26 protein-coding genes and 2 tRNA genes are annotated in these 26,977 nt (G+C 46.7%); 17 read left to right on the top strand and 11 right to left on the bottom strand.

Translation table 11 applies throughout. The features are described from left to right. The 4 genes from VNK96_04285 to VNK96_04270 form a co-directional block, all read right to left on the bottom strand. The coding region (locus VNK96_04285; protein ID HWP30932.1) for a hypothetical protein at nucleotides 1–254 on the bottom strand (254 nt) is incomplete at its 3' end. Nucleotides 255–259: 5 nt separating this feature from the next. After that, complete coding sequence (locus VNK96_04280) at nucleotides 260–706, bottom strand: hypothetical protein (GenBank protein ID HWP30931.1); 447 nt, start codon at nucleotides 704–706, stop codon at nucleotides 260–262. A gap of 59 nt (nucleotides 707–765) precedes the next feature. Beyond that, nucleotides 766–1,020: a hypothetical protein gene (locus VNK96_04275; GenBank protein ID HWP30930.1), complete on the bottom strand. Its 255-nt coding sequence runs from the start codon at nucleotides 1,018–1,020 to the stop codon at nucleotides 766–768. A gap of 285 nt (nucleotides 1,021–1,305) precedes the next feature. Then, the gene (locus VNK96_04270; protein HWP30929.1) at nucleotides 1,306–2,277 is read right to left on the bottom strand and encodes an RHS repeat-associated core domain-containing protein; all 972 of its coding nucleotides are present in this window, start codon (nucleotides 2,275–2,277) and stop codon (nucleotides 1,306–1,308) included. Between the two features lie 232 nt (nucleotides 2,278–2,509). Between VNK96_04270 and VNK96_04265 the strand changes: the two genes are divergently transcribed. The 11 genes from VNK96_04265 (at nucleotide 2,510) to VNK96_04215 (ending at nucleotide 13,900) form a co-directional block, all read left to right on the top strand. After that, nucleotides 2,510–3,784, top strand: a complete 1,275-nt coding sequence (locus VNK96_04265; GenBank protein HWP30928.1) for a hypothetical protein — start codon at nucleotides 2,510–2,512, stop codon at nucleotides 3,782–3,784. A 104-nt stretch (nucleotides 3,785–3,888) separates the two neighbouring features. Further along, complete coding sequence (glmU, locus tag VNK96_04260; GenBank protein HWP30927.1) at nucleotides 3,889–5,256, top strand: bifunctional UDP-N-acetylglucosamine diphosphorylase/glucosamine-1-phosphate N-acetyltransferase GlmU; 1,368 nt, start codon at nucleotides 3,889–3,891, stop codon at nucleotides 5,254–5,256. Further along, nucleotides 5,217–6,233: a ribose-phosphate pyrophosphokinase gene (locus VNK96_04255; GenBank protein HWP30926.1), complete on the top strand. Its 1,017-nt coding sequence runs from the start codon at nucleotides 5,217–5,219 to the stop codon at nucleotides 6,231–6,233. Before glmU ends, VNK96_04255 begins: the two co-directional genes overlap by 40 nt. A 28-nt stretch (nucleotides 6,234–6,261) precedes the next feature. Further along, nucleotides 6,262–6,705, top strand: coding sequence for a hypothetical protein (locus tag VNK96_04250; protein ID HWP30925.1), 444 nt, complete (start codon nucleotides 6,262–6,264; stop codon nucleotides 6,703–6,705). After that, a complete protein-coding gene (locus VNK96_04245; protein ID HWP30924.1) occupies nucleotides 6,686–6,991 on the top strand; it encodes a hypothetical protein in 306 nt (101 codons plus the stop codon). Before VNK96_04250 ends, VNK96_04245 begins: the two co-directional genes overlap by 20 nt. Beyond that, nucleotides 6,991–8,652 carry a DUF6754 domain-containing protein gene (locus tag VNK96_04240; protein HWP30923.1) on the top strand — a complete coding sequence of 554 codons (1,662 nt, stop codon included), beginning with the start codon at nucleotides 6,991–6,993 and terminating at the stop codon, nucleotides 8,650–8,652. Before VNK96_04245 ends, VNK96_04240 begins: the two co-directional genes overlap by 1 nt. After that, entirely contained in the window at nucleotides 8,653–9,852 is a 1,200-nt protein-coding gene (locus tag VNK96_04235) for a hypothetical protein (protein ID HWP30922.1), read from the top strand. Continuing rightward, complete coding sequence (locus tag VNK96_04230) at nucleotides 9,853–10,716, top strand: hypothetical protein (protein ID HWP30921.1); 864 nt, start codon at nucleotides 9,853–9,855, stop codon at nucleotides 10,714–10,716. Continuing rightward, complete coding sequence (locus VNK96_04225) at nucleotides 10,713–11,495, top strand: hypothetical protein (GenBank protein HWP30920.1); 783 nt, start codon at nucleotides 10,713–10,715, stop codon at nucleotides 11,493–11,495. Before VNK96_04230 ends, VNK96_04225 begins: the two co-directional genes overlap by 4 nt. Before the next feature lie 3 nt (nucleotides 11,496–11,498). Next, nucleotides 11,499–12,242, top strand: coding sequence for a DNA repair protein RecO (gene recO / locus VNK96_04220; protein HWP30919.1), 744 nt, complete (start codon nucleotides 11,499–11,501; stop codon nucleotides 12,240–12,242). Between the two features lie 329 nt (nucleotides 12,243–12,571). After that, nucleotides 12,572–13,900: a hypothetical protein gene (locus VNK96_04215; GenBank protein ID HWP30918.1), complete on the top strand. Its 1,329-nt coding sequence runs from the start codon at nucleotides 12,572–12,574 to the stop codon at nucleotides 13,898–13,900. 169 nt (nucleotides 13,901–14,069) lie between these two features. Here VNK96_04215 and VNK96_04210 read toward each other — a convergent pair whose 3' ends face one another. The 4 genes from VNK96_04210 to VNK96_04195 all read right to left on the bottom strand — a co-directional run bounded on the left by VNK96_04210 (nucleotide 14,070) and on the right by VNK96_04195 (nucleotide 19,007). Further along, nucleotides 14,070–15,512 carry a DUF4139 domain-containing protein gene (locus VNK96_04210; protein ID HWP30917.1) on the bottom strand — a complete coding sequence of 481 codons (1,443 nt, stop codon included), beginning with the start codon at nucleotides 15,510–15,512 and terminating at the stop codon, nucleotides 14,070–14,072. 67 nt (nucleotides 15,513–15,579) lie between these two features. Next, on the bottom strand, nucleotides 15,580–16,719 hold the full coding sequence (gene moeB / locus VNK96_04205; protein HWP30916.1) for a molybdopterin-synthase adenylyltransferase MoeB: 1,140 nt from the start codon (nucleotides 16,717–16,719) through the stop codon (nucleotides 15,580–15,582). A gap of 157 nt (nucleotides 16,720–16,876) precedes the next feature. After that, the gene (locus VNK96_04200) at nucleotides 16,877–17,311 is read right to left on the bottom strand and encodes a M67 family metallopeptidase (protein ID HWP30915.1); all 435 of its coding nucleotides are present in this window, start codon (nucleotides 17,309–17,311) and stop codon (nucleotides 16,877–16,879) included. A gap of 460 nt (nucleotides 17,312–17,771) precedes the next feature. Beyond that, nucleotides 17,772–19,007 carry a 2-oxo acid dehydrogenase subunit E2 gene (locus VNK96_04195; GenBank protein ID HWP30914.1) on the bottom strand — a complete coding sequence of 412 codons (1,236 nt, stop codon included), beginning with the start codon at nucleotides 19,005–19,007 and terminating at the stop codon, nucleotides 17,772–17,774. Nucleotides 19,008–19,181: 174 nt separating this feature from the next. Here VNK96_04195 and VNK96_04190 point away from each other — a divergent pair, with 174 nt between their 5' ends. Continuing rightward, the gene (locus VNK96_04190; protein HWP30913.1) at nucleotides 19,182–19,817 is read left to right on the top strand and encodes a PEP-CTERM sorting domain-containing protein; all 636 of its coding nucleotides are present in this window, start codon (nucleotides 19,182–19,184) and stop codon (nucleotides 19,815–19,817) included. 132 nt (nucleotides 19,818–19,949) lie between these two features. Continuing rightward, the gene (locus VNK96_04185) at nucleotides 19,950–20,588 is read left to right on the top strand and encodes a PEP-CTERM sorting domain-containing protein (GenBank protein HWP30912.1); all 639 of its coding nucleotides are present in this window, start codon (nucleotides 19,950–19,952) and stop codon (nucleotides 20,586–20,588) included. Nucleotides 20,589–20,701: 113 nt separating this feature from the next. Here the strand turns inward: VNK96_04185 and VNK96_04180 are convergent, their stop codons facing one another. The 3 genes from VNK96_04180 to VNK96_04170 form a co-directional block, all read right to left on the bottom strand. After that, nucleotides 20,702–22,669, bottom strand: coding sequence for a thiamine pyrophosphate-dependent enzyme (locus VNK96_04180; GenBank protein ID HWP30911.1), 1,968 nt, complete (start codon nucleotides 22,667–22,669; stop codon nucleotides 20,702–20,704). Nucleotides 22,670–22,745: 76 nt separating this feature from the next. After that, a tRNA-Thr gene (locus VNK96_04175) sits at nucleotides 22,746–22,820 on the bottom strand. A gap of 87 nt (nucleotides 22,821–22,907) precedes the next feature. After that, nucleotides 22,908–22,993: transfer RNA gene (locus tag VNK96_04170), tRNA-Tyr, on the bottom strand. A 118-nt stretch (nucleotides 22,994–23,111) separates the two neighbouring features. On the opposite strand from VNK96_04170, the gene VNK96_04165 reads away from it, so the two are divergent. From VNK96_04165 to VNK96_04150, 4 genes are all read left to right on the top strand, one after another. After that, the gene (locus VNK96_04165) at nucleotides 23,112–23,723 is read left to right on the top strand and encodes a helix-hairpin-helix domain-containing protein (GenBank protein HWP30910.1); all 612 of its coding nucleotides are present in this window, start codon (nucleotides 23,112–23,114) and stop codon (nucleotides 23,721–23,723) included. Nucleotides 23,724–23,728: 5 nt separating this feature from the next. After that, entirely contained in the window at nucleotides 23,729–24,481 is a 753-nt protein-coding gene (locus tag VNK96_04160) for an ABC transporter permease (GenBank protein ID HWP30909.1), read from the top strand. Nucleotides 24,482–24,916: 435 nt separating this feature from the next. Then, nucleotides 24,917–25,984, top strand: coding sequence for a ribonuclease E inhibitor RraB (locus VNK96_04155; GenBank protein ID HWP30908.1), 1,068 nt, complete (start codon nucleotides 24,917–24,919; stop codon nucleotides 25,982–25,984). Nucleotides 25,985–26,185: 201 nt separating this feature from the next. Next, on the top strand, nucleotides 26,186–26,911 hold the full coding sequence (locus VNK96_04150) for a DUF4304 domain-containing protein (protein ID HWP30907.1): 726 nt from the start codon (nucleotides 26,186–26,188) through the stop codon (nucleotides 26,909–26,911). The last annotated feature ends 66 nt before the right edge of the window (nucleotides 26,912–26,977 follow it).

Below are 26,977 nucleotides of genomic sequence, written 5' to 3'. Positions count from 1 at the left end.
AATGTACTCATCAATGTAGTGCTTATAATTAGTGCACCACCTAGTGGAACTCCCAAAGGCGCATAAGGCATTCCCCACCAGAATAACGAACTCAAAACAAATAAAAATAAACTACAAACTACGAAGACTAAAAACCATTTCTTGAAACCAGCGGAACGTATTAGTTGAGTATGTGCACATAAAGCATATAAACCAACTGCGAAAAAAACAATGTTTATAGCCGCATGCAGCAAGATAACTATGACCTCTTTCACCTAATTCACCGCACTTCGAGTGGTGGCACTCGGGAATCTAATAGCTTTTTGAGTAGATTGAAATCCTTCTCGGGCAATTTTCTTTTTTCACTCGAATCCGATTTGATGATGCACCCCTTTTTATCCATTGCGATAAAACCATTACTATGGAATTTTATTAGGAATCTCACTCTTAATTCGTCAAATTTTTGTTTCGTTAATGTTGCCTTTTCGATTATTTGCATAATCGTTCGAATCTCTTTGCGGAGATAACGTGTAACATTATATTCTTGACGCTGTATTCCTTCTACCGTTACAGGAAGATAAGTTTCTACTTGAAAAGGTAAATAATATATCTCAACCTTCTCAATCTCACGATGTGAATTGCTTATATGATTGCTCACACAAGAGGGTATAACTGCTGAAAGAATTATTAGAAGAATGTAATGGAAATAGTCATTTTTTATACCCATGGTCTTCCTCAATATAGCTATTCCCTTGTATCATATTTTACGACATCACCCCACCTTTTCTATACATCCGCTCTTAAAAATCTGATGGATATTACGATGACGACTATACACAGTATAAGGCCAAATAAAGCCTTGAGACCTGTTATCACAGCCTCGCCACCTTTTGCAGGGCCAGCAAAAATAATAATACCATCTGTCAACAGTGGTACATCCCTAAGGACCAGTCCTCGGTAGGCGACCTCTGCGCACATAAGCCCTATAACTATAGCAACGAAAATGACAGCATAAACACTATTCTTTGCATTTTCATCCATCGGATTATGCATTCACTCCTTATTTTCGATGTCTTGCTCGCATACTCCATTGATTACCGAAGTTAGGGAAGAGGGTACCTCATTGCTGTAAACAGCAAATGCTAACTTAATTTTTTCCCATACGACGAATAATCAAATGATACGGAATGGGGATGACATGCGACCTAAAGAAATTGTTTTTGTTTTGTTTGTAACTTTCTTCCTTCCCACCACATCCTTTTAGCACAAGAAAATACAATAGTATTGGAAGTAATCTCATAGACGAGTTACATGATCGCAAAAAAATCATAAATAGATTTCTCCCTTACATGGATTAATCAAAGGTATCCAATAACGAATTTTCCATTGGTCTTCCCAAGATTTGCCTGCTTGCTCGAAATCTTCACGATAACCTGCTCGAACCCGTTTGACCCAACCACCGACTGCACCAATACCCTTCCCCAAAACAAGTCCTGCGTCCAGTAAAGTCATACCTGTGCCGAGAACTGCTGAAACCCCCTTCGGTAAAAGCTTAAGTGATTCTTTTAAGAATCTCTTTCCCATAAATTGTTGAGGAGTCGGGAAATAATCTTTTGATGGTTGACCATTTTCAATTCGAAGTTCAAAATCAAGAAAAGGAAACAAATCCAAGAGCCAACGAATAAAAGCGTATAGATCAGGATACGTTTCAGGATAAGGACGCGCAACAAGCAAACCAGCAGGATCAGCACTTACGATAGGATTATTCCGACAATACACATACCAATTTCTTCCATCTTTTGCGATGTCACGGCTTATAAAACGCCCGATGCTCGGGTCGTAATAGCGATGACCTAAAAGCAACAACCCGGAATCCGAATCCGTCTGATAACCAAAATGCCCCCCGTATCCAAAAGGCCCGCTCCAACTTCCAGTATATGCAATACAGTTGCCGAAAGCGTCGTAACGCTGGGTTGCCGCGATGAATTGAATGGAATCCGTCTGCATATTTGCGTTTTTGATTCCCGAATGCATGAACTTCGATACACCACCCCTGCTCTCGGAAATCCCAGGCAGATACTGCGCCGCGCTGTCGGAAAGAACAGGAGCCGTTACCCCGATGCCTGAGCGTTTGAAATTGTAAGTTCCTGTATTATCCTGTTTATAAATCCTTGCATTGACACCGTTATAAGCAAAGTTATTCGTCGCCCCCCCGTTGTAAACGATAGAATTGAGCCTGTCTTTTTTATTCCAGTTATACGTCCTCAATACCTGCCCATTCTGCTCTACCGTTTTCATCCTGCCCGCCAAGTCATACGTGAAGGTCTTCGCCGGCGTACCGTCCGAATACGTAATCTGCGTAAGTTATCTCCTCGCGGTAGTGCTTTCTGCTTACTTCTTACTTCTTCCCCTCCCGGAGACCTCTCCGGACGAGGCTTAATCTCCATTCTACATCGCTTTTACAGAAGTTAGAAAAGATTTTTTTGAAAAAAACCTTTTCCCACGATGCGCCTTCCCAAGTAGTTGACATTTGTCTACTATCTGCGGAATACTCCATGTGGACATGTCTTATAAGCCAGGGCAGAAGGCGCCGTTTCGGTACCTGTTCCTCGATCTGAATGCCTATTTCGCCTCAGTAGAACAGCAGGAGCGGAAGGAATTGCGCGGGCGTCCCGTAGGCGTGGTGCAGGTCCTCGCAGACGGAGCGTGCATCATCGCAGCCAGTTACGAGGCGAAGCGTTACGGGGTCGTGACGGGCACCCTCGTTCGAGAAGCGAAGGAAATCTGCCCTGAAATCGCACTGGTCGAAGCGAATCACCCCCTCTACGTGAAATATCACGAGCGAATCATCGAAGCGATTGAAACGGTCGTTCCCGTAGAAGCGGAATGCTCTATCGATGAGGTGCGCGTGCATTTGCTCAAGAGCGAGGCTACGAGAGAAGCCGCCCTCGAAATCGCCCTGCGCATCAAAAAAGCGATTCGAGAGAGGGTCGGAGAGTGCCTCACCTGTTCCATAGGTCTTGCTCCGAACGCATTCTTGGCGAAAGTAGGCACGAAACTCCAAAAACCGGATGGCTTGGTGATGCTTCTGCCAGAGGAACTGGAGGAGCGCCTGAAAGGGATGCTTTTGACGGATTTGCCCGGCGTCAATCGGCGAATGGTCGTTCGGCTTAATTTGGCAGGGATTTATACGACGACAGACTTACTGCGCGCCTCCCAGCAGGAGTTGCGCCGCGCTTTCGGCAGTGTGATCGGTGCGCGATGGTGGCATCTTCTCAAAGGGCACGACATCGGGGAATTGGAAACCAAGCGACAGTCGTTCGGTCATGAACACGTTTTGCCTCCGGAGTATCGTTCGCGTCAGCGAAGTTATGAAGTTCTTCTGCGATTAATCGAAAAAGGTTCAGCGCGTTTGCGCAAAGAGGGCTATTCGGCGCGCGCTGTATCGTTTCGGGTGCGAGGAAAAGACGGTCGTTGGGAAACGGAATCTCGTTTTCCGCCTTCGTGCGACACACTGCGATTTATCGAAGTTTTGCAAAAGGATTGGAAGAAAAATCCGGTGAATCAGCCGACGATGGTGTCGGTCGCATTTTATAATCTAACGCCATCGGGACAGTTGTCATTGTTCGAGTCAGAGAACCGTTACGAGAGTTTGGCGAGAGCGGCGGACAAGGTGAATCAAAAATTCGGCAAGCACAAAGTTTTTCCGGCTGCGATTATGGAGGCGAAAGAAACCGCACCCGAACGAATCGGTTTCCTCAAAACCTCGCTGTTCAGTGAAGGCTTCGGCGATAACGCGGCATAACAACCTTCAAAGGATCTTCTTTGCATTCATAAACATCTCTCTATGCGTCACAATCTTTAGCAATCTTTTTTTGAGGCTTTAAGTTGCCCAGTCTTGCTGGAATCGTGCTCGCCGCGGGTAAAGGCACCCGAATGAAGTCGGAAACGCCGAAAGCGCTTTTTCCGATTTGTGGGGTGCCGATGGCGGAATTGGTCGGGCGCGCTATGAGGGAAGCGGGAGTGAAAAAGCCGGTTATGGTCGTCGGGCAGTTCGTAGAACAAGCTCGCGAAGCCTTAGGGAAAAACTACATTTATGCCATTCAAAAAAAACAACTGGGCACAGCGGATGCATGCAGAACGGGTTTGGAGGCATTAGGCGATTACAATGGATATGTCTTAGTCGCATCCGCCGACACTCCGCTCGTCACGAAAGAGGTTTTCTCGACGCTTTTTTCTAAAGCGAAAGAATCGAAGGCAATCTGTGCGCTCGCCACATGTGAAATGAGCGACCCTACCGGCTATGGCCGCATCGTTCGCGACGATAGTGGGTATCTAAAACGAATCGTCGAGGAAGCAGACGCCGCACGCGAAGAAAAAAAGATTTCGGAAGTCTGCACCTCCGTGTATGTGTTCGATGCCAAAAGTCTTCGTAATGCTCTTTCGAAACTTCGCCCGAGTAAAAAAGGCGAATTTTATCTAACGGATGTCATCGAGCTTTTCTCAGAAAGAGGAAATTGTATCGTTGTGAAATTCGCAGACAGCAAAACTTTTCTCGGAGTGAACACGCGTTGGCACTTGGCAGAGGCGGAAAAAATCTTGAGAATGCAAATTTTGCAAAGACACGCTCAAGAAGGCGTAACGATTCGAGACCCGCATACTACTTATATACATTTCGACGTTCGAATCGGTAAAGACACGAACATCGAGCCGATGACTTTTCTCGAGGGAAAAACCAGAATCGGAGAGCGTTGCCAAATCGGACCATGCACGAAAATCAAAGATTGCTCCATTGCAGACGAATGCAGTGTGCTTTTAAGCCATTTGCAAGAGGCGGTTATCGGAAAGGGTACGAGGGTGGGTCCTTTTGCTAACGTCCGCACGGGTACGAAAATTGGCGAAAACGCGCGAATCGGAAACTTCGTGGAGGTGAAAAACTCGGAAATCGGGAAAAACGCGTCCATCGCTCATTTAAGTTATATCGGTGACAGCACGGTCGGGGAATCGGCGAACGTAGGGGCAGGTACTATCACGTGCAATTTCGATGGATTTCAAAAAAATCGAACCGTGATTGGCGCAGGAGCGTTCATCGGCTCCAACACGACGCTCATCGCACCAGTTACAATAGGAGACCGAGCGATTACCGGAGCGGGAAGCGTGATCAACGAAGACGTTCCACCTGACGCGCTGGCAATCGGAAGAGCAAAACAAATCAATAAGGAAAACTGGGCTAAAGAATGGAGACAAAAGCGTACCAAGCGAGCGAAGAAATCGTGACGAAAGAAATCACTCATCCTGAGGATTTATCTCTTTTGAAATTGTTCACGGGAAATGCGAACCCAGAATTAGCGAGAAAAATCGCAGAGTATCTGGGCATTCAAATGGGAAAGATATCCTGTTCTCGTTTCAGCGACGGGGAAATCAAGGTGCAGGTAAACGAAAGCGCGAGAGGATGCGATGTTTTTATCATTCAGCCCACTTGCGCTCCTGCGAACGATAACATCATGGAACTCCTGATCATGCTCGATGCTTTTCGAAGGGCATCGGCAAAAAGAGTTACCGTCGTTCTTTCCTATTACGGATATGCGCGACAGGATAAGAAAATCAAGCCGCGCGAGCCGGTCACTGCGCGATTGATTGCCGATTTGATTACACTCGCCGGTGCACATCGCGTATTGACTTGTGATTTGCATGCAGAACAAATTCAAGGATTCTTTTCCGTACCCGTAGACCACCTTTATATGGGTCCTACGATTGGGCGTTATTTGATAAGTCAAGGATTTGCGGAGCAAGACACCGTTGTGGTTTCACCGGACGTAGGGGGGGTTCCCCGCGCGAGGATGTTAGCGAACCAACTTGCGAAACCGCTCGCGATTATCGCAAAACGAAGACCCGAGCCCGGGAAAGTGGATGTCATGGAAATCATCGGCGAGGTCAAAGGCAAAATCGCAGTGATGATAGACGACATCATCGATACGGGGGGGTCGGTTATACGCGGCACAGAAGCGCTCTTAACGAGAGGAGCGAAAGAGGTAGTCGCTACGTGTACACACGCTGTATTCAGCGGAGAATGTCCGCATCTTTTAGAAAAGGCGCCTATCTCGCAAGTAATTTGCTCCGATACCGTGCCTATTCCCGAAGAGAAGCGATTTTCAAAACTCACGGTTCTCTCTGCTGCTCCGCTTTTGGCGGAGGCGATTCGCAGAATCCATCTCGACCAATCCGTGAGTAGCATGTTCGATGATTGGCGGTAGTCTTATTCGTCTTCTACAATAGAATCATATGAAAGTGCTTTCCGAAACATTAGGCAACGCACTTCAATGGAAAGTTCATCTTGCTCGGAAGAACCCGGGAAAAGCCATGATTGTTCTAATGGCAGCCATTACCGGAGGTCTTTTAGGGTTGTTCCTTTCGGGGACGATTTGGATGGCGATAATCGGCTTCGTCGTTATCGTCGCGAGTCTTGCGGATTTTCTCCTTCCTATTTACTATAGGTTAGATGAACAAAGCGCAAAAAGCCGCTGTGGGTTCATCGTCTCCGAAATACGTTGGGAAAACGTCAAACGAGTAATAGAGGGCGATGATGGGATAAAACTCTCCCCTCTCGAAAAACCGAGTCGCCTGTCGCCTTTTCGCGGAGTATTCCTGAGAACGAATGGCAATAAAGAGGAAATATTAGAACGCATAGCGTACTATAGGGAGAAACATGCTTCGACTATGGGATAAGCCTCTTTCGGAAGAGGAGCGAAAGGAAATCGCCGAAAAAATCGCAAAGGAAATCAAAAAACGCAAACTCGAAGCGGCGGCTATCCTTGCGCTGGAAATGCACAAGCCGCTCGCAAACGTCGCCGGGCATGCAGCACTCGCCTTTTCCCCATTCCTCATTCCTGTTTTAGGCTTCGAATTCGTAGACCGCTATTCACAATTTTTCTCGGAGCGTGAAAATATCGAGATGCTCATCCGTCTTTTAGAAGAGCCATCTCGCGAGGACGAAGGCGGAGAAAAAACGTAATGCGCTCCTTTTTCGGATTCACGGCACTCATAGCCATGTTTTTTATGCATGGCTGTGTTGCTAAAAGTTTCCCTGACGAATCCGCTTATCTCCAACAGCGTCCCATCGAACTCGTAGCAGACGCAGAAAAGGGGCATACAATCGAAGAGGTGGATGGGGCGAGGTGGGTGAAATGGACATTGGAATCCGGTCAAATCGTTCTCGATTTGCTCACGACTCGGGATGGGCGAGTTTTTATCGAACGAACCATTCCCTTCGACAGCGATGCGGAGGCGATGGACTTTATCAAAACGGAAAGGGATAAGACAAAGCCTTCGGAAAATCCCATTTCGGAATATCGAAAGAAACGTTCGGAAGAACTCAACGGAGCGCAAGGGACTTTCATCGCGCCGACACCGGGGGGGCATTTGTATGGCTGGACTCTTCCTGACGGTAGCGGAGTGCTCGACACCTTAGTCTCCGATGGACGGGGGGGCGTTACCATCGCACAAAGCCAAAGCTTCACTGACGCAAGGCAAATGATGCAACAACTGCCAGAGGAAAGTCCGAACTGGATCGATTGGAAGCAAAAACGCGCGCAAAGTTTGAATGCTCAATTAGATTGGGGAGAACTTATCGGACCCTGGAGCGTATTCGGTTGGAAATTGTCTTCGGGGGAATACGTTATGGATGTTACGGAATATCACATCGAAGGGATTCGCGTTCACTATTCCCGAAGATTTCCCGATTTACAGTCCATGGTGAATTATGTTCAACATGCCGCCAAAGAACCAAACACGAGTTGGAGACCCTTTCTGCAATATTCGAAATTAGGATGGTTGCTCGTGTTAACGATGATAGGTGTCGGAGCGGGGGTTCTCTTCAACATCGCACGTGCACAAAGAGCGAAAGGGCTTAGCATTCGTCGCATTGCAGGATTAGACCAAATTGACGAAGCGGTGGGGCGTGCAACAGAAACGGCTCGCCCTGTCTTGATGGTTCCAGGAATAGGTGCGTTAGACGGAATTTCTGTACAGGCTCTTACGATTTTCGCATCGGTAGTTCGTACTGCAGTGCGTTTTGCGACCCCGATTCGTTTGCTTACCGCTCATGCAGGTGTTTATGGTGTAGCACAGGAAATCGTTCGAGACGTTTATTTGAGCGAAGGCGCACCGGAAAGATTCGACCCGGATAGTGTGCGTTTCGTCAGCGACCGTCAGTTCGCATTCGCTTCGGGCGTTGCCGGAACAATTCAAAGAGAACGTGTCGCAGCAGCATTCTTGATGGGAGAGTTTTTCGCAGAATCACTCATCATCGCAGAAAATGCGAACATCGTCGGCGCAATTCAGGTTGCATCTTCGACGCAAACGACACAAACGCCTTTCTTCATCGCAGCGTGCGATTACGTTTTGTTGGGAGATGAATTTTATGCAGCAAGCGCATACTTGGGTCGTGTACCCGTTCTTTTAGGAAGTTTAGTGGGAGTGGATTGGGCGAAGATGGCTTTCATGGCATTCGTCGTGATTGCAGTGGTTTGGCATTCCATTCAAACGCTGACTCCGGTGAAGATAGAAAATCTATCCCCTGAAATGCGCACGCAATACGAACGTTTGAACCAAAAATACATAGACTGGAGAACAGAAGCGTTTTTCGTAAAAATCACAAGAGAGGAGAGGCAATAAATGGGAGGATTCACTCAATTTCTCGCGCAGAAAACTCCTCCCGAAACGAGTTTTTGGGTCATCGAAAGAACTGCAGGTCCGATTTGGACACAAAAGGCTTTTTGGTGGGTGCTCGGAACGATTATCGTAACTTCGATAATTCTCTTTTTCGTTGCGCGTGTTCCGAGCAATTTAAGGAAGTGGGTTGTCGTCGCAATCACGTTCGCATGTGGAATGTTTTACGTTTTGGAATGGCTGATTCCCAAAACGAAAACACCTGCAGGAGAAGTCATCGCTCCTGTCTTCGGATTCAATTGGTTGGATGGTATCCCTGTAGCCTCTTCCACAGCGCAAATTGTCGCCGCATTTCTTTTGGTGTTGGGCGTCATCAGCATTTTCCGCGTTCATTTCGGACGCTTGTTTAAACTACAGCGCGATTGGCCCTTTAGTGCGGTGCTTCTCATAAGCATGGCTGTAATCATCTTTCTGGGATACTCGCATTACTACACGAACGAAAAAGTCGTCGAGAGCGAAAACTATGTGATCGATAAGGCAGCGCGAGACAACACACTCACTCCGAGAATTGTCGAACTTGCCAGATTAGGAGTAAATGGCCAAGCCCATAACGCACGAAAAGCAAAACTCGAACAAATCAAAACCAAACTCCTAAGTGGAAGAATCTCTGCCGAAGAAGCGGAAGCGGCAAGAGCATTAGCGCAAAGTGAATACGACGAATTCATCCGAACCGAAAACGAAAAAATAGATGCTGCTGTTGCGCAGAACACCCTTACACCGGAAGTCGCCGCTCATGCGAAGGCCGGAATCTCGACGGAAAGAGACAGGACTACCATCGCGCAAGGATATCGGCTGGTTTTCACGGATATGCTGGTGGTTCTAGACGCAGCGATGTTCAGCCTCATCGCATTTTTCATTCTTTCTGCGGCCTATCGCGCATTTCGAATACGTTCCATCGAGGCGACTATCCTTATGCTCGTCGCTTTAGTTATCCTTTTGAGCTTCGTTCCATTAGGACTTGCATTGACGAATTGGCTCGACCCTAAAGGATTCGAAGGGAACTTTCGAATCGACACGATTAGCGATTGGATTTTAGCAACGCTAAACACACCAGCCATTCGCGCAATCAACTTAGGTTTGGGGCTCGGTGTCGTCGCTATGGCAACGCGCATCATGCTCGGATTGGAAAAAGGAGTATCCGACTAAATGCAAGAAAACCAAAAATTGACAATCTGGGAAAGTTTGCTCAGTTTGGATAGGAGAATCCTTTATTTGATTCTCATGCTTTTGGTCGGGTGGCAAGTGATTTCTCCTTTGGATGTCGGAAACGTAGTTTCTGTTCGCACGAAAGACCTTTTCGATTATCTCAATAGCCTGAAAGAAGGTGACGTCGTCGTCATCGAAAGCGACTGGACGTACAGCACGAAAGGCGAAAGCCTGCCTCAATTCCAAGCACTGATGCGTTTATTGATGCGAAAAAAAATCAAGTTCATTATCACTTCGATTGATCCGCAAGCCCCTCGCATCGCTAGTTATGAAATCGAACAACTCGCAGTGGAGCCTGGAAGCAACAACTATATGCCTGGCAAAGATTATTTCGTTGCAGGCTATTTCCCCGATGCATACAACCACGTAAAGGGAATGGTGAATAACATTCGAAAAGAACTCAGCACGCGTGGGGCATTACCGTTTTTAATAGAAAATAACATCAGCGACCTTTCGCAAATCAAGATTGTTCTCGTAGTAACGGGTTCTTCGAGCATCGACGTGTGGTACGAACGCATTCGGAATAAAACGAAACTCGGTCTGTTCTGTACAGCGGTTATGAGCGCCGAGAACATCTTGTTTTATGCGAGCGGGCAGTTGGTGGGAATCGTCATCGGCGCAAAAGGGGCATTCGATTTCGAATCGCTTTTAGCCGAAACCTTCAAAGAACCGGAGTACACGAATTTTCAATCCGGCCGTAGATATATGGGTCCTTTGGCGTTTGCGCTCATGCTTTTGGTCTTGGCTGTAATCATCGGCAACTTGGCATTATTCTTCTCACGTCGAAGAGGTGCGCGCTCATGATTCTTACACTTGCACAAAGTGTCTTCACGCCCGAATGGTGGCAAGAATTAGGGACCAAAGAAGACCCCTGGCTTTTGATGCCCCCCCTTATGGTAACGACTATCGGCGCCCTGCTAACTTTGGGAATTTTCAGCCTTCTCTATCGAGAAAATAAATTTTATCGTTTGGTCGAACACATTTTCGTGGGTTTAGCGGCAGGTTACGCTGTCGTCGTGGCATGGACAGAAGTCCTCGACGAACAATGGTTCAAACCGATGATGGGAAGACCTGCAAGCTTGACAGGCGAGCCGATGATTCTCGCTCACTGGGCATGGGCAGTTCTTTTACCGATAGGGGTTTTGGGTCTTTTCGTGTTCAGCCAAAAGATGGGTTGGCTCGGACGAATCCCATTCGGTGTGATCTTGGGTCTTTGGTCAGGTCAGCAGTTCGACGCTTTTCAAAACAAGTTTCTCCCCCAAATCGCGACGACTGCGCGACCGGTTATCCCGAACTCTTTCTCTTTAGTAGATCCGAGCGCCCCCCCTGGAACTCTCGCTGTTTCTCAAGCCATAAGCAACATCGTGCTCGTCGTAACCTTTTTAGTCGTGTTGAGTTACTTTTTATACTCTTTCGAACAGCAGAGCAAATTCGTACAGAAATCCGCTCAATGGGGTAGATGGCTTTTAATGGTGGGGCTCGGCGCAATTTTCGGAACGACGATGATGACGCGTTTCGTACTTTTTATAGACCGCGCGTATTTCTTACTGATTCAATGGTTGAGACTGGGCCCACCAGCATAAAACATGCCGACCGTCACCGTAACCGGTGTGGTCCTTCGCCGTTGGGATGTCGGTGAATTCGACCGCAGAGTTTCTATTTTAACTTCAGAACGAGGTCGCATCCTCGCAACTGCAAGAGGAGCGAGAAAAAGCGCTTCGAAATTAGCCGGAGTTACAGAACCTCTTTCCCTTTCCCGTTTCCAGATCGCAATCGGAAGAAAAAAGGAATACATCACGCAAGCCCAACCGATTCGCGCTTTCCCTAAAATACGAAAAGATTTCCGCTTTTTATCTGCTGCGCTTGCATGGTGCGAGATTCTCGACGCGATTCTTCCTGTAGAAGAACCGAATCAGGAAATTTTCGATTTGGCAGTGTTAGTTCTCGACGCAATCGAAGAATCGGAAGAACCGTTAGCCCCCCTCTCATGGGGAGATTTGCACCTCATGACGATATCGGGATACGCTCCGGAATTCCGAACATGCGTCGTTACAGGCCAAGAATGCCGAGGAGCAAAACGATATTTGAGCCCTCGTTCAGGGGGGGCTGTCGCCTCTCCCACATTGGCTGAAGACGCATTCGAAGTTCCGTACGAGGTTGCGATTACTCTTGCACAATTATTGGAACTCCCCAATCCGCCTCGTTATATGAAGCGCGCACGTGAAGTAGCAGCGGCGATACTTCCCTTTTGGTTGGAAATTGTAGGACATAGGCTTCCGGCAAGACAAAATTTGCTTTCGAATTCGATGACGAATTCTACGAAATTGTAAGATATTTACGAACTAAGTTTTACGGTATGAATTATGTGTTACTTCATTCCAAAGGATAGGCACGAGATGACGTTATTCCACCCTCGTTTTTCTAAATGTCACTCCATATGCGATGTCAATGAATGATTGGCAGTGGCACCGAATTTTAATCCGGCTCTCTTTTTATTTGCAGCGGGGAAATAGGCATTTTCTAAGCGTTAATTCCTCCTAAAATTTCCGGCTAAAGCGTCAACTTTTTAAGTACATTTTACGGGTTTTACATGAAAATGCGATCAGACGCGGAAGAAAAGTCTGTAAAATAAACATTCAAACCTTGAAAGGAGCGTTTTATGAAGTCTTACCTTTGGTTAAAGATTACTGCGTTGGGTATTTTCGCTTGTGCAAGCACGTTAGCAGTGCAACTCGCTACTACAGAACGAATTTCCGAATCCTCCACAGGGGAACAAGGGAACGAACATAGTTCAGAACCCTCTGTAAGCGCTGACGGAAGGTACATCGCTTTCAAATCCTACGCAACAAACTTCGATGAAAACGACACGAATGGCTCTTGCGACGTATTCGTCCGTGATCGTCTTACAGGAGAGACCAAGCGCGTCTCGATCACCTCTTCAGGAGAGCAGGGAAATAACAACAGCGCCTTCCCTTCTATCAACGCTGACGGAAGATATGTTGCATTCCAGTCTTTCGCAACGAATTTAGTTTCATTAGATACGAATAACGCTTTAGATGTATTCGTGCACGACCGTCAAATAGGGGAAACGACCCGTGTCTCCGTATCTTCAGCAGGAGTAGAGGGAAACGGTAATAGTGGAGACCCGTATATAAGCGGTGATGGTCGTTACGTCGTTTTCGAATCTGTCGCTAAAAACCTTGTCGCAGGAGACACGAACAACGCCACCGATGTGTTCGTGCACGACCGTTTAACCGGTGAGACCTTTAGAGCGTCTGTATCCTCTACAGGAACGGAAGGAAACGGCGGAAGCACGGACCCATGCATCAGCGCCGATGGTCGTTATGTCGCTTTCGAATCCACTGCAAAAAATCTCGTTTCCGGAGACACAAACAATGCAGCAGATGTGTTCGTACATGACATTCTAACAGGAGAAACAAAGCGAGTTTCTGTTTCTTCATTAGGAACGCAAGGCAATTTCGACAGCAACGACCCGTTCATCAGCGCAGATGGAAAATTCATTGCCTTTATAAGTAGGTCGAGCACTCTCGTGGCAGGAGACACGAACAGCAAAATTGATGTTTTCGTTCACGAAATCGACACCGGACGTACGACCAGAGTATCGGTCTCCTCATCTGGGGCTGAGGGAAATGGCGACTGCGCGAATCCATCTCTGAATGAAGATGGAAGATTCGTCGGTTTCGATTCTCTTGCTAATAACTTCGTCTCGAACGACACGAACGGATTTTCCGACGTCTTCGTGCACGACCGTCAAACCGGAAAGACGATTCGTATTTCGATATCCTCATCAGGAATGCAAGGAAATTTCAATAGTTTCTTCCCTTTTTTCAATGCGGATGGAAAACTTGTCGCTTTTTATTCTTATGCATCGAATCTCGTGTCGGAGGACACGAATGGTTACTACGATGTGTTCCTGCATCGTCCGGCTTACGCAGTATCACCCATCGTAAAGCCCCCAAGAGAATAAATTATAGGCAATTAGCCTCACCCAAAGCCCGTTTCGATGTTGTGGAATTTACGAACAAATACAGCATTGGCTTCCGTCCGCTTGGTTGGTTAGGAACTCTCTTCTGGAAATCAGCGACGTTACGATTCTCGCTTGGTTCGTTTAGATTCTGTTTCACAAGAATCGACAATTACCAGCGAGTCTGTATCGTATAGCGAATCACAGCCTCTACATCGGGTTTCAAAGTCACCAAATATTCGAACGTATTCGAATCGATCTTTTTGCTCGGCATAGATTCGTTTAGAATCTGCCAGTCCCCCCATCCATGTTCGACTACGCGAACCGTTTCTTGAGTTTTTTTGCGGTTTCGCAATTTGATTTCGAATGTCTCCTGAACGACTCTGTCACTGATTCTCTGAAAGTTCGTTCTCGTTCTCGAACCAACGATATCGAACGCATCTCCGATGTACAAGCGAAACTTCTCTTCGCGTGGAGTGTGCGCAATTTCGTCTTCTCCCAACATCTGCACTCGACCCTCGCTATCACGTTTGTAAACGCGTACAATGCCTTTCGGCAAGGGCATACCCAATTTGTTCTTTTCCGAATTGTGAACCTCTACGACGATATTGACTTTCGCACTGGTGTCCGTCGCCCAACCTTCTCCGGGGCGATAATTCCGTCCGTACGAAATCCAAATACTCTTTTGACCTTCGAAAACTAAATCTTTTTTAACAGGCACTTCTGTTGCAGAGAGCAAAGCAATTTGCTTCGTTTCTTTATCTCTCACCGTAGCCGGTCTCTGCAAAGTGTAAAGATGATATTCGAAAAGTTGCTCCTCTGCGAATCCCAATTCGGCTTTCGCCATGCGCTCCTCGGCGGCTCGAGCCCCACCTATGCCAAAACCGTATTGTCGTAGTCGTCGAACGTCTCCCGCAACTAATTTTAGATTCGCGTCTTTATACGTTTTTCCGCTTTGATTATTAATAGTCACCCAACCGTTCAAATCTGCTTTCGTATCGTCTGCATTTAAAGTCAAAACGTAATTCGCATACCAGTTGATTTGGTTCGTCAGATAAGCCAACTCGATTTTATGTGCGCCTGAGCGCCCTGCTATCAAGTCCCACATTAACGTGGGTTTGCTGATTAGCCCTTCGGGAAGTTCGAGGACTTCGAAAGTGCCCACAGGATTCAAAATGATTCTTCCGTCGTCAGTCTGCATCACCAAACCCGAATACATCTGATACGGCGAGCCTTCTGCCGTTACGATCTGACCCGGCGCGCTTAAAAGCACACCTTCTGTAACACGCTCTTGACCGTTTTCGAGCACTTGACGAACGCGAATTCTCTTTCCGATGGATTTGAGCAAAATCACCTGCGGAGAAATTAAATCGTATTGATAGTTCTGCTCCAGAATTTCTATCTCGTCTTTGGTCAAACTTTTTAGGCTCACGCTCGTGGGGTCAATATATGCAGCGACATCTTCTATGCGAACCGTCTGTCTTCCACTCGATAGATTGATCTCTCGAACTTCCTTGACCAAGCCGAAGTTCGCGTTGTAAACCGTGAGTTCCGTTCCCTGGTTCTGCAAAGGAACGAAAGGCAAAGCGCTAAAGAAAACGGACGTCCAAATCATTTTTTTTCCTCCATTTATTCTTTCAACTACCCGACAGTTGTTTGACGTTCGAACACTATTCTGAGTATCAGTACGCCTGAATGCTCGGATTAATTTCCCTCGCATAGGCATTGATGCCGCCTGCGAGGTTGCTCACTTTTCGAAAGCCGCTTCGCAACAAGTCCTCGGTAACTTTCTTGCTTCTATTCCCGGAGCGGCAAAGAACCACGATTTCCCTGTCTCGAGGAAGTTCCGACATTCGTTTCGCTACTTCCCCCATCGGGATATGGACACAAGGGTCGAGGCGTGAAATTTTCAGTTCGAAATCTTCACGAACATCCAACAGCAAAAATGGAATCCCTTCCGAGCGCATTTTTTCGAGTTCGTGTACGGTGATTTCTGGAACGCTCCTTCCTTTCAATCTTCTTTCACGCAATCCGCAGAAATCTTCGTAATCTATTAATTGCGTTATCGTAGGATTTTTGCCGCAGATGGGACATTCCGGGTCTTTTGTTACGCGATAGGCGCTAAACTCCATCCGCAACGCATCGAAAGACAAAAGAGTTCCTACAAGCGGCTCCCCGATTCCCAAAAGAAGTTTCAAAACTTCGGTCGCTTGTAAAGAACCGATCACCCCTGGCAAAACCCCCAACACTCCCGCATCGGCACAACTCGGAATGAGTCCAGGGGGGGGAGGCTCAGGATACAGACAGCGATAACAAGCGCCTTCCTTTGCGAAAAACACGCTCACCTGCCCTTCGAAACGAAAAATAGAACCGTATACATTCGGCTTTCCGTAAAGAACGCACGCATCGTTTACTAAATACCGAGTAGGAAAATTGTCTGTGCCATCCACGATGACGTCATACGTCTCGAAAATGCTCAATGCGTTATCTCTCGTAAGTTTCGTTTCATGAAGTTCTATTTCGATATCGGGATTGAGGGAGAGAAGTTTTTGCTTCGCACTTTGCAATTTCGCCTTTCCTACATCCGTATCGAAATGCAAAATCTGCCGCTGTAAATTCGTTCGGTCAACGATATCGTAATCTACCAACCCCAATCTTCCCACTCCAGCAGCGGCGAGATAATAGGCGACAGGAGAACCGAGCCCCCCCACGCCCACCAATAAAACCGAGGAATTTTTCAGCCGTTCCTGACCTTCGATTCCCACTTCGGGAATAACCATATGCCTCGAATAACGTTGAAGTTCCTCTTCAGTCAGTTTCATCCTTTCTTTTCGGCTCGATTCTAATGGATTCATGGTGAGATTATCCTGTTTCTATAATTTCGATTATCTCCTCGTTCCTAATCCCGCTTATCTCCTCGTTCCCAAGCTCTGCTTGGGAACGCATTGTTCCCTTCTGTTTAAAAAGTCTCATAGCGACTTATTCGATTTCTACAATTTCCACTGGCTCGAAACCTTCTCCTTCGTCTCGAAGCCTCCAACATTCGATTTCCCGAACCAAGCCATGTACTACCGAAAGTATAGGATAAACATACAAAGGAAACGCACATTGCAAATCTTCTCGGCTTGGCATAGCGCGCGTATCCGGGTGACTATGATACCACCCTACCACCTGACAGCCATTCGATAACGCAAGTTTTTCCAATTCGAGTACCTTTTCCGGAGGGACGAAGAAAGCGCGTTCGGGATGCATTTCCTCCCGATTCTCCAAAGGAACGATTTCCTTTACGAAATAACAACCATCCTCGATTCTCCCCAAAAGCGCACCTACCGTTTCTTCGGGATAATCTCTTTCCGCACAAAAAGACATCCTGCGCATATCGAGCGAAGAAATTTTTAGTTGCCAAGTTTTCATGTTTCAGAAAAGTATGGTTCCACAATATCACAGATTTTTTTTAACATGCGATGGCAATGACTGATTGACATTGTTCAGTAAATGTTTGTCTAGTAAAGATATCCACATCAGTCCGGTTCCCCTTCGAGCGAAAGCGAAGAGGGGGAACCTTTAAGGAGGGGGTGAAAATCTTTTCTTTTCAATGATAGATACGCTTTGTTTGAACACCCCCTCCGTAGGTTTCCCTCTGCTCCGCAAGGGGAACCGATTTTTTTTGAATATCGTTTCAAACACTCTACTAAGAGCGCTCTCCCGAACTTCGTCTCTGTAACTAAGAAAACGAATGCTCAATGGGAAAGAAGTGTCGAGAATGCTTTGCATAATCCTGGCTACAGGAAAGCCCCCCGTTCAGTTTAATAGTTACTCCGGAAGCCGGTTTATACCAACGAAACTAACATGCAAAGGCGCAAAAGACCATTTGTCAGAACGAAAAGTTCTCGATTTTCGCCTTCACATCGTTCAAAAAATTCGCTGCGCCGACACCATTAATCACACGATGGTCGAAGGTGAGAGAAAGCATCACTACACGCGAAAAATCGAATCCGCCCATCTTTGGCACAGCCTTCCAATACGGCTCTCCTAAAAAGAGCGTAGCAACAGCAGGAGAAACGACTACAGGCACAGCATTCAAAAGTCCGAAGGCACTCATGTTCGTGATGCTCAAAGTCGTTGCTTCTGTCGCTTGGTCTTGACCATTGCGCGCTAATTCTATTTGCTGTCTTGCGGCTTGTGCGAATTCCCGCCAACTCATCGTATCCGCGTTCGGAACGACAGCAGTAACCAATTCGTCCCCGGGCAAAGCGACTGCGATTCCCAAATGCACGTGTTTATACGTTCTCAAAGTATTTTCGTTCGGCATAATGCTTCGGAATTTCGGATGATCTTTCATCGCTTGGACGACACACCATGCCATCATCGTAAACGCGCTCGGTTGGAATTCCCCCCCCTGTCTTTTCAATTCTTCTCGTGCTTCCTCGATTTTTTCCCAACCGCATTCCGTCATAATGGTTCCAGGAACACATACCTGAGCCCCTCTGGCAAGGCGGTAAGAAAGCGTCCTTTGCCTTTGACTCAATGCGAACTCTTCGTATTCCGCAGTGGATTTCAAAGCAACTGCGGCAGACGGGGGGGCTGTCGGTGCAGCAGCCGATTGCGCAGCCAAATACGCATCCACGTCTTCGGGCATCAACTTTTGCGTTTTCGAGGGAATCAAATGCGCCACTTCCAAAAGTCCCTTCTCTTTCAAATACCTTCTGGTCTTGGGAGGGATATCTCGGTTCCGCGCGGTTTCCGCTCTCCTTGCCTCGACTGCAAGTGCTTCCTCTCCATCTTCGATTGTTGCAACTTGTGAAGATACTGAAACTGGGGCTTCTTTTTTTGGCATTTCGTGCCCGACCGGCATCTCGCGAACCCCTTCAGCGACCTCCATTTTCGCGATCTCCGTACCAATCGGCAGTACGACATCCTCTTTCGTCAACCACTCGAGAAGCACCCCTTCATAAGGCGATTCGACGTCCATAACCGCCTTGTCGGTCTCCATCTGATAAAGAGGTTCGTCGCGTTTGACTTTGTCTCCAGGCTTCTTTAAAAAGGCAACCAACCTTGCCTCTTGAAGCCCTTCTCCCATTTGCGGAATCCTTATAGAAACTACTGGCATATTCTTTCTTTCGCAAAGAGATTCTATCCCAATGGACAAGCCAATTGACATAGAAAGCAAGTAAGATTGCGAGTTTTGAAAAATCACACGGGCATTTATATCAAACCTATGTTATAATCCTAAAATACTCGAAGGTTACTTCGAGCATTCTTTTTCGCAAAAGGAGCCTTGGAGATGAAGAACCGAACGAAGCGCATTACCTTACTTGGATTTTTACTCCTCGTAACCCCCGCAATATCTCAAAGTTTTAATTACAACGTTTTAGAATCCCATGTCTCTTTCATCCCCCAAGCCGACGCTGACATCTCCTGGACTATCGGAGGAGACTGTGATAACACGATCACCTTCCATGCGGAAGATGTCCCCGTTACTGTAGGAGATGACACGAAATTCTCTGCCGCAACAGTGACGATTCTTTACGAAGTGGACTCCAGTGAGTGCTATCCCGTCGAAATGATTCAGATGTCGCTCACGGGGACTGTGGCAGACCAAGGTCGGATCCTTTGGGCAGAAGTCGTAGAGGATTTGAATGGAAACGTCCTCGGCACGGGAACAGGTTCGATACTCGGCTCTTTTTATTCCGGCGGTAGTGATGGAGATTTTTCAATTAACACCTCTATCGCCCTTTCGAGTCCAGTCTCGCATTATAAGGTCAAAAAGAGCTTTTTCCTCGACATCGCGGGTGACCCACCCCCTTCGGACAGCGTCGCCGCGCTCTATCACATTGAGCAAACCGGTGTCCCAGAGCCTGCTACAATCGCCTCCTTCGGTATAGGAATCGCTCTTCTTTTCAAACGTCGAAAGAAATAGCCCCAAAAAATACCAGGTTTTTAATATTTTTCGAGATTTTTAATAACTTCGGTATTGCATTTGCGAAAAACTATGATATAGTATTTTCGTCCGAAACTAAGTTTCGCCCTCTGGGAAAAGGAGAAAAAAAATATGGTGAGAACAGGAGCGAAAATCTGGACTGTTATTACAGTCTTCTCGCTTGCGGCTGCTGCCTTAGCCGATGGATTCGTTTATGACGTTCTCGAATCTCATGCTTCATTCATACCGCAGTACGATGAGGATATTCCTTGGGAGGTTGATGGCTTCTGCGATAGCCAAATCAACTTTTATGCCGGAAAAGTTCCGGTCACCGTAGGAGACAACACGGGATTTTCTGCCGCAACGGTGACGATTCTTTATGAGGTGGATTCCAGTGCGTGCTACCCGGTTTCCGACCTCATAATGGTACTTACTGGTGGGGTTTGGGATAAAGGTCGAATCTTCTGGAACGAGGTCGTCGAAGATTTGAGCGGAAATGTGCTTGCGTCCGCCGACGGTCAGATTCTCGGCGGAGGATACGATGGAGGTCAAGACGGTCCTTTTACTCTCGTAGAAACCCTGCATTTCGACCATCCTGTCGAGGCATACAAAGTCAAGAAATCTTTCTTCCTCGATATAGATGGAGACACTTTGCCAACCCCGAGCATAGCCTCCCTTGGGCACATAGAGCAGAATGCGGTTCCGGAACCCGCAACAATCACCGCACTATCTTGCGGAATAATCGCACTCTTGAGAAGGCGAAAAAAATAACAGTCTAAAATCTAAAATCTCCTTCTAAATAAAACCCTCCGATTGTTCGGAGGGTTTTCCCTTTCAGATAACTCGATTAGCCTGCAAACAAAGTGCGATACTACACTTTTTGTTTACTCCATCACTCTCCGAATCGCCGCGATAACTCGTTCTGTATCCGGCAACGCCGCGTATTCCCATATCGGGTTGTAGCCTATATGCACATGCGCTTTCGAAACCAACTGCGGTTGGCTGATGAAATAACCCCACGTTTCAGGATTCGATGTCATTTCCGAAATAATCATCTGTCCAACGCTACACGCTTCGCTATCTTCTTGAATTACGACGAGCCTCCCCGTCTTTTCCAGAGACTTTGCTACCGTTTCTTTGTCCCATGGATAAACAGACCTTAAATCAATGATTTCAACAGAGACTTCGCCTTCTAATTTCTGCGCCGCCTCTTCTGCTTGTTCGATGCAATTTCCCCAAGTGACCACTGTAACATCGGTACCTTCTTTCCAAACTCGGGCTTTTCCGATAGGAACAGCTTCCAGCTCTTCAGGAACGTCGATTTGCTGTCGGAAACGATGCTTCGGTACGAGCACAATAGTCGGGTCTTCTGCATGCATTGCTGTCCACATCAAGCCTGCAGCATCTTGCGGAGTCGTTGGAATCACTACACGCAAACCAGGGTAGTGCGCAATCGCGGATTCGTTCGCTTGACTATGCCAGATCGAACCGCCTGGTAAATACGCGCCGTAAGGAGCATAAATCACTGCTGGACATTTCCATTCTCCGTAACTTCTCCATCGAATCGTCGCCAAGTTATTCACAAGTTGATTCCATCCCGTTCCGACGAAATCAATGAACTGCAATTCGAAAACCGGACGCATTCCATAACATGCTAGTCCGCACGCGACTCCGATAATCGTTGCCTCTGCAAGTGGTGAATTGAAAACCCTATCTGGATGAGCGGTCGAAAGCCCATCCGTGAGTTTGAAAACACCACCTTTCGGATCTTCGATGTCTTGTCCGAAGAAAACGACTCTTCTATCTCTATCCAAAACGACCTTGAACACCTGATTCAATGCATCTACCATTCGCCATTTCCTGCCACCTTCGATAGGCGGAGGCTCAGGGGTCGGCAAATCGCCATAAAGTTCGTCTAAAAGTTTTGTCGGGTCTGGGTCAGGGGCGTTTTCTGCTTCGATGTAGTCCCGGTCTACTTGCTCGCGAATTTCTTCTTGAATCCCAGCCCAATCGTCTTCTGTAAGTTCACCCGCTTCGATGAGTTCTCTAGCAACGACCGTAATGGGGTCACGCTTCATCATCTCTGAAATTTCCTCTTCCGAACGATACACGCGTTGGTCGTCGCTGCTCGTGTGACTTCCGAGACGGTCCAACTCGCACCACATAATCGTCGGTCCTCCACCCTTTCGTGCCTTTTCAATTGCTTCGCCTCCCGCTGCGAACACGTTATCTGGATGTCTTGCATTTACATGCACGAGGTCTTTCTCACTGAAAACTCCTAAACGATAAGGATTGAACTTCTCTGTGGGTGTGCTGATTCCGTAATGGTTGTCTTCGAGCATGATGATAATAGGAAGTCGCTCCTGAATCGCGAATGCGACGGCTTCGTAATATTCACCCTGCCTGCTTGCTGCATCTCCCACCGTGGCAAGGACAACTCCGTCGCTTCCCTCCAGTTTCATGCCCCAGGCTGCCCCGCATGCGGGCAGAAGATTGCTTCCCGTAGGTGTTGGAGTGCTCCAAATGTTGAGTTTTCGACTGCTGTAATGCCCTGGCATTTGACGTCCAGCGCTGCTCGAATTCATCTTTGCAAAATACGCATAAGCGAGTTGCTGGTTCGTCATTCCACGCGCGAGCATAATTGCGCGGTCCCGGTAATAAGGGAAAATGTAATCCATTTCGCGCATATGCAAAACGATCGCAGCGAGAGGCTCGTGCCCCATTCCATGAACTTGAAACCATCCTTTGCTTTGCCTGAGTAATACAGCCTCTCTTCTATCGCCCTCACGGCTCAAGAACATCAGTTTGAGAAAGTCGAGTTTGTTGTACGTTTTCGTAGTCGAAATCGCCATAAGGTGTTACACCTCTTCGTGTTCGGATAAGTAGGTTGTTTATACCCCCGAGTAAGGAAGTCTCGATATGATTAACTGGAGCCTTCGACGAGATTCGAACTCGTGACCTTCCCCTTACCAAGGGGATGCTCTACCCCTGAGCTACGAAGGCTCATTTTTTTATTATTACCTTCTTGTCCACATTGTTATTCGGTTATAAACACGCAAAAATATCGTGGATTCCAGATGGAGAATTGTATGGTGGGGAGAGTAGGATTCGAACCTACGAAGGCATCCGCCGGCAGATTTACAGTCTGCTCCCTTTGGCCACTCGGGCATCTCCCCGTTCGTGAAATGGAAGTTTACCTATTAAAACAATTTTTATAACAAACATGTACCCGTAGAAACGAGTTTCATCGAAATTTTGCAAGGAAAAGGTAGGTTTTCGTCGAAAAGAAGTATTATGCTTTATGGATTGGACCGCACTACTCGAATAGGGCTATTAGCAATAGGAGGAGTTGCAATAGGGGCGGCTGGTTGGCTCGGTTACCAACAACTCCACCGTCCTGATACTCCCCAAGAGGCTTTAGCACAAGGAAAATTTCCCATTCATGTTGCAGGAGCGGTAAAAAATCCGAGCGTTATCTACGTAACGGACGAAACCCTCGTCATCGAAGCGATAGAAGAAGTCGGAGGAGCAACGAAGAACGCAGACACCAATCAAATCAACCTGGCTGCGAAATTAGTTCCCAACACGCAACTCTATATTCCTGAAAAAGGCGAGGAAATCAGTCCCGATGAATTAGGAATTTATGCTGCGAAGGCTTCACCTCCTTCCTCTTCTCGAGCAATAACTCGAAGCGAAAGTGCGCACTCGGGGGGGCTTATCAACATCAATACTGCCACGGAACAAGAATTAGAGGAACTCCCGGGAATCGGTCCTGTCACGGCGAAAAGAATCGTAGAGTATAGACTGCAAACCGGAGGATTCAAGAACGTAGAACAACTTTTAGAAGTGAAAGGAATCGGACCGAAAAAACTCGCTGCAATCCGTCCGTTCGTCACGGTACAGTAAACACGATGAAAGTCATGCCATTCGTCATGGCTCCGCTCGTATTCATCGGAGAGTCCGTGATTTTGCTCTACGAGGGGGTTCGACGCATTTTTAGTCGTCCCTTCGAAGGTGCAGAAACTTTGCAACAAATGAGTTTTATCGGTGTCGCCTCTGTTCCTATCGTTGGGGTTACGACATTCGCTTCCGGAGCTGTTATGTCGCTGTACGTCGCACCTCTTTTCCGTCAATCAGGAGCATCCGAGCTGGTGGGGGGGACAATCGGACTGGTCGTCACGCGCGAACTCGCTCCAGTGATTGCGGGAATTATGGTAGCGGCACGATGTGGAAGTGCAATGGCGGCGCAAATCGGCTCGATGGCTGTAACGGAACAACTCGATGCCCTCCGCGCTCTCGCTGTTCACCCGTATAACTATCTTTTAGTTCCGAGACTGATTGCGGCGACGCTGATGCTACCCATTTTAGGATTAATTGGCGATTTTATGGGAATGTTTGGGGCTATGACGATTGCACAACTCGAAGGGGTTCCTTATACCCAGTTCACCCGTTCTGTAAAGATTTTTCTCGAATCATGGGATTTCATGGGGGGGGTAACGAAAACGCTCTTCTTCGGGCTTATCATTGCGCTCGTAAGTTGCCAGCAAGGGCTTAGAACGACGGGCGGTGCCGTCGGAGTGGGGCGCTCGACGACCAATGCCGTCGTCTTAAGCATGGTTTTGATTTATATCGTAAATTATTTCTTAGCCGCATGGTTCTATTGAGAATGATCGAATATCATATATGTTTAGGACAATTACGGACTTGGCTGGTTGAGAATTAGTACTGGCAGAAATTGTAAAAGTGATAGAAAGAGAAATTGGCGAGTTCTTAAAGGTATACTTATTAGGGGTAGGCTGAAGCATTAGAAACGTTCGAATTATGAAAATATGACTGAAGAAACAATAAAATCTGGCAATCTATATCGGGTTAAACTGCCAAGCAACCGTCAAGTTTATTTTATTGTTTTCTTGCCAATAGATGAAGATGAAGTATACGGCGGATTCACAATAGAACAACTTCATATAAGTGATTTTTTTGCCCCTGATTTTTTGGAAAAATTACTTTATTATGGATACATTGGGTCACAACGAATACGTGATGGGAAATGGGAGTTTATACAGCAGATTTCAATACCTGAAGAGTTCATTCCCCCTCCGATGAGAGTTGTTCGATATAGTGAAGATGGATTATCCCTTCAATATTATAAACAATACCCAAAAGATAGACGACTCCTACCTGCAACGCGTGAAGAGGTTGCTAATTTAGAAAGTGGTCACGTCTGGTACAGCGGGGCTTATGCAGCAGAAATAGAAGTAGATGATCGTATTTCTGGTAAACATCTGCGCATTCCCATAACGGAGTATCAAGTGGGTCGTGATATTGGTTCTATTCACCGTGCTTGGGAGGAAGGTATACCGTACGAAGAGTACATCACGAAAGTAAGAAATCGGCTAAAAGCCATAGATTTTTACAAACCTATTTGGAACCATTTCGTTGTTCCACTCGAAGGTGGCGAAGTAGAGCATTTATATGAAGATGTAGGTTTTCCCGAGTGGTTGTATGGCGAACGATATCCGTGGTTCGTTGCTATTCGTTTCACAGCAAAAGGAGAAATAAAAGAAAGAAAACCCAGGCAATTGTCCGCTCGTAGTGCGAAGCAACTTCATGCGCAAGTCACCTCGTTCCTAACCGGTAAGAAGGCAGCGGTTGCCAAATGGAAGTGGTCTAAGGATAAGGCTAACTTTTATATTTATGCGGCAGATAAAGAGATATTCTCTGAGCAACCCCCCTTTAATTTGCAGGATTTTGTGAACTGGGATATGGAAACGAGCATCCGAGAAGACTGGAATTTCGAAGAACTCGAAAAAGTGCGCCCCCCTAAAGAAGTTGCATTGGCATGGTTAGAAAAACTGCTCAAAAAACTCGAGCTCCGCGCTGAAAAATCCAAGCAGCGGTCGAAAGGGAAAAGGACGAGAAAGGTAGACTTCTATTTGTATTTCAAAGATAGAAAATCTGCAAAGGCGTTTTACGAGAAAGTACGCGAAAAGGGATTCGTGCTTAAGAGCATGAGACGTGTCGAGTTTAGTAAAGGATTTCCGATCAGCGTTATTTTGGAGAAGGCATACACACGTTCGGCCGGAGAGGAGTCCTTAGACATCAACTCTCTGGATGAGTTAGCGTCTGAGTTCGACGGCGAGTTTGATGGAACAGGGAGAGAGATTTAAAGAGGACCGATTGGTGCAGATTGCGTATCCGAACTCGACGAAGAATGCTTTCGGTTATAATGGATTCGAGACTCGGGTGGCTAAAGAAATAATTGCTGCTGCTATAGGTAAAGCATAATCAATCACGGTTTGAAGTAAGCAATTACTTAAAGATATTATGAATGTCTTAATAGTAGTTATCCAGGTATGGAGGGTCTTTGAATGAAAAAAGAGCTTCAAGATGGGATTCTATATATTTTCAACCAATTAGGGAAAAATTGTTTGAAGCCTCGTGGCTTCAAGCGTAAAGGAAATTCTTACAAGCGTGAAAAACGCGATGTTATCGAAATTGTTTCCCTTCAAACACACCGTTCTATACAACCAAACGAAATTCTGTTTACGATTAATCTGAGCATCCGGATAAAACTTCTCGGCGAATGCGATACATATTACCCTGGAATTTTTCATGGGGGGCATTGGACGGAACGTCTGGGGGCTCTTTTAGATAAAGACACGATTGAAAGGCTGTGGGTAACAAATTCTTTAGAGCGTTGGGATATTCTCGCTGAGAGGCTTGTCGGAAAAGATAACTGGTGGGCTTTGCGAACAGATTCTGATGTAGAATTTCTTACGAAGGAAGTGGCGAAAGTCCTTTGCGAAAAAGGAATTCCCTTGTTAGAGGAAAATGCATCGGAAGAAAAGATTCTTGAAAAGTGGGTTTCCGGTCAAGGAAGCGGTATCCTGGAACATCCATATATATCCGCGGCAGTCTTTTTGAAACTCCGCGGCGATGACGAAGGCTCTGAAAGAATGATTCAGAAAGTATTAGACAATGAGGGAGAACCGGGCGTGAATTTTTTGAGGAGCAGAATCGAGGTTGCGATGCAGAATCTTCGAGCCAAAAGGCTTATTGAAAAAATATCCAGGCAGAGGGAATCATCTAAGTGATAACTGGGCAATAATATGGCAAATAATTATTGTAGTAGCAATTGCTACGTATATTATTTTGTTCAT

Source organism: Fimbriimonadales bacterium (assembly GCA_035559795.1).
Classification (GTDB): Bacteria; Armatimonadota; Fimbriimonadia; order Fimbriimonadales; family ATM1; genus DATMAR01.
This window is presented reverse-complemented; position numbering and strand designations above follow the sequence as displayed.

What these genes read in the sequence shown, in the direction of transcription:
- VNK96_04280 (HWP30931.1), bottom strand. Translation starts at nt 706, where the DNA reads ATGGGTATAAAAAATGACTATTTCCATTACATTCTTCTAATAATTCTT.
- VNK96_04275 (HWP30930.1), bottom strand. Translation starts at nt 1,020, where the DNA reads ATGGATGAAAATGCAAAGAATAGTGTTTATGCTGTCATTTTCGTTGCT.
- VNK96_04270 (HWP30929.1), bottom strand. Translation starts at nt 2,277, where the DNA reads ATGAAAACGGTAGAGCAGAATGGGCAGGTATTGAGGACGTATAACTGG.
- VNK96_04255 (HWP30926.1), top strand. Translation starts at nt 5,217, where the DNA reads ATGGAGACAAAAGCGTACCAAGCGAGCGAAGAAATCGTGACGAAAGAA.
- VNK96_04250 (HWP30925.1), top strand. Translation starts at nt 6,262, where the DNA reads ATGAAAGTGCTTTCCGAAACATTAGGCAACGCACTTCAATGGAAAGTT.
- VNK96_04245 (HWP30924.1), top strand. Translation starts at nt 6,686, where the DNA reads ATGCTTCGACTATGGGATAAGCCTCTTTCGGAAGAGGAGCGAAAGGAA.
- VNK96_04240 (HWP30923.1), top strand. Translation starts at nt 6,991, where the DNA reads ATGCGCTCCTTTTTCGGATTCACGGCACTCATAGCCATGTTTTTTATG.
- VNK96_04235 (HWP30922.1), top strand. Translation starts at nt 8,653, where the DNA reads ATGGGAGGATTCACTCAATTTCTCGCGCAGAAAACTCCTCCCGAAACG.
- VNK96_04230 (HWP30921.1), top strand. Translation starts at nt 9,853, where the DNA reads ATGCAAGAAAACCAAAAATTGACAATCTGGGAAAGTTTGCTCAGTTTG.
- VNK96_04225 (HWP30920.1), top strand. Translation starts at nt 10,713, where the DNA reads ATGATTCTTACACTTGCACAAAGTGTCTTCACGCCCGAATGGTGGCAA.
- recO (HWP30919.1), top strand. Translation starts at nt 11,499, where the DNA reads ATGCCGACCGTCACCGTAACCGGTGTGGTCCTTCGCCGTTGGGATGTC.
- VNK96_04215 (HWP30918.1), top strand. Translation starts at nt 12,572, where the DNA reads ATGAAGTCTTACCTTTGGTTAAAGATTACTGCGTTGGGTATTTTCGCT.
- VNK96_04210 (HWP30917.1), bottom strand. Translation starts at nt 15,512, where the DNA reads ATGATTTGGACGTCCGTTTTCTTTAGCGCTTTGCCTTTCGTTCCTTTG.
- moeB (HWP30916.1), bottom strand. Translation starts at nt 16,719, where the DNA reads ATGAAACTGACTGAAGAGGAACTTCAACGTTATTCGAGGCATATGGTT.
- VNK96_04200 (HWP30915.1), bottom strand. Translation starts at nt 17,311, where the DNA reads ATGAAAACTTGGCAACTAAAAATTTCTTCGCTCGATATGCGCAGGATG.
- VNK96_04195 (HWP30914.1), bottom strand. Translation starts at nt 19,007, where the DNA reads ATGCCAGTAGTTTCTATAAGGATTCCGCAAATGGGAGAAGGGCTTCAA.
- VNK96_04190 (HWP30913.1), top strand. Translation starts at nt 19,182, where the DNA reads ATGAAGAACCGAACGAAGCGCATTACCTTACTTGGATTTTTACTCCTC.
- VNK96_04185 (HWP30912.1), top strand. Translation starts at nt 19,950, where the DNA reads ATGGTGAGAACAGGAGCGAAAATCTGGACTGTTATTACAGTCTTCTCG.
- VNK96_04180 (HWP30911.1), bottom strand. Translation starts at nt 22,669, where the DNA reads ATGGCGATTTCGACTACGAAAACGTACAACAAACTCGACTTTCTCAAA.
- VNK96_04165 (HWP30910.1), top strand. Translation starts at nt 23,112, where the DNA reads ATGCTTTATGGATTGGACCGCACTACTCGAATAGGGCTATTAGCAATA.
- VNK96_04160 (HWP30909.1), top strand. Translation starts at nt 23,729, where the DNA reads ATGAAAGTCATGCCATTCGTCATGGCTCCGCTCGTATTCATCGGAGAG.
- VNK96_04155 (HWP30908.1), top strand. Translation starts at nt 24,917, where the DNA reads ATGAGAGTTGTTCGATATAGTGAAGATGGATTATCCCTTCAATATTAT.
- VNK96_04150 (HWP30907.1), top strand. Translation starts at nt 26,186, where the DNA reads ATGAAAAAAGAGCTTCAAGATGGGATTCTATATATTTTCAACCAATTA.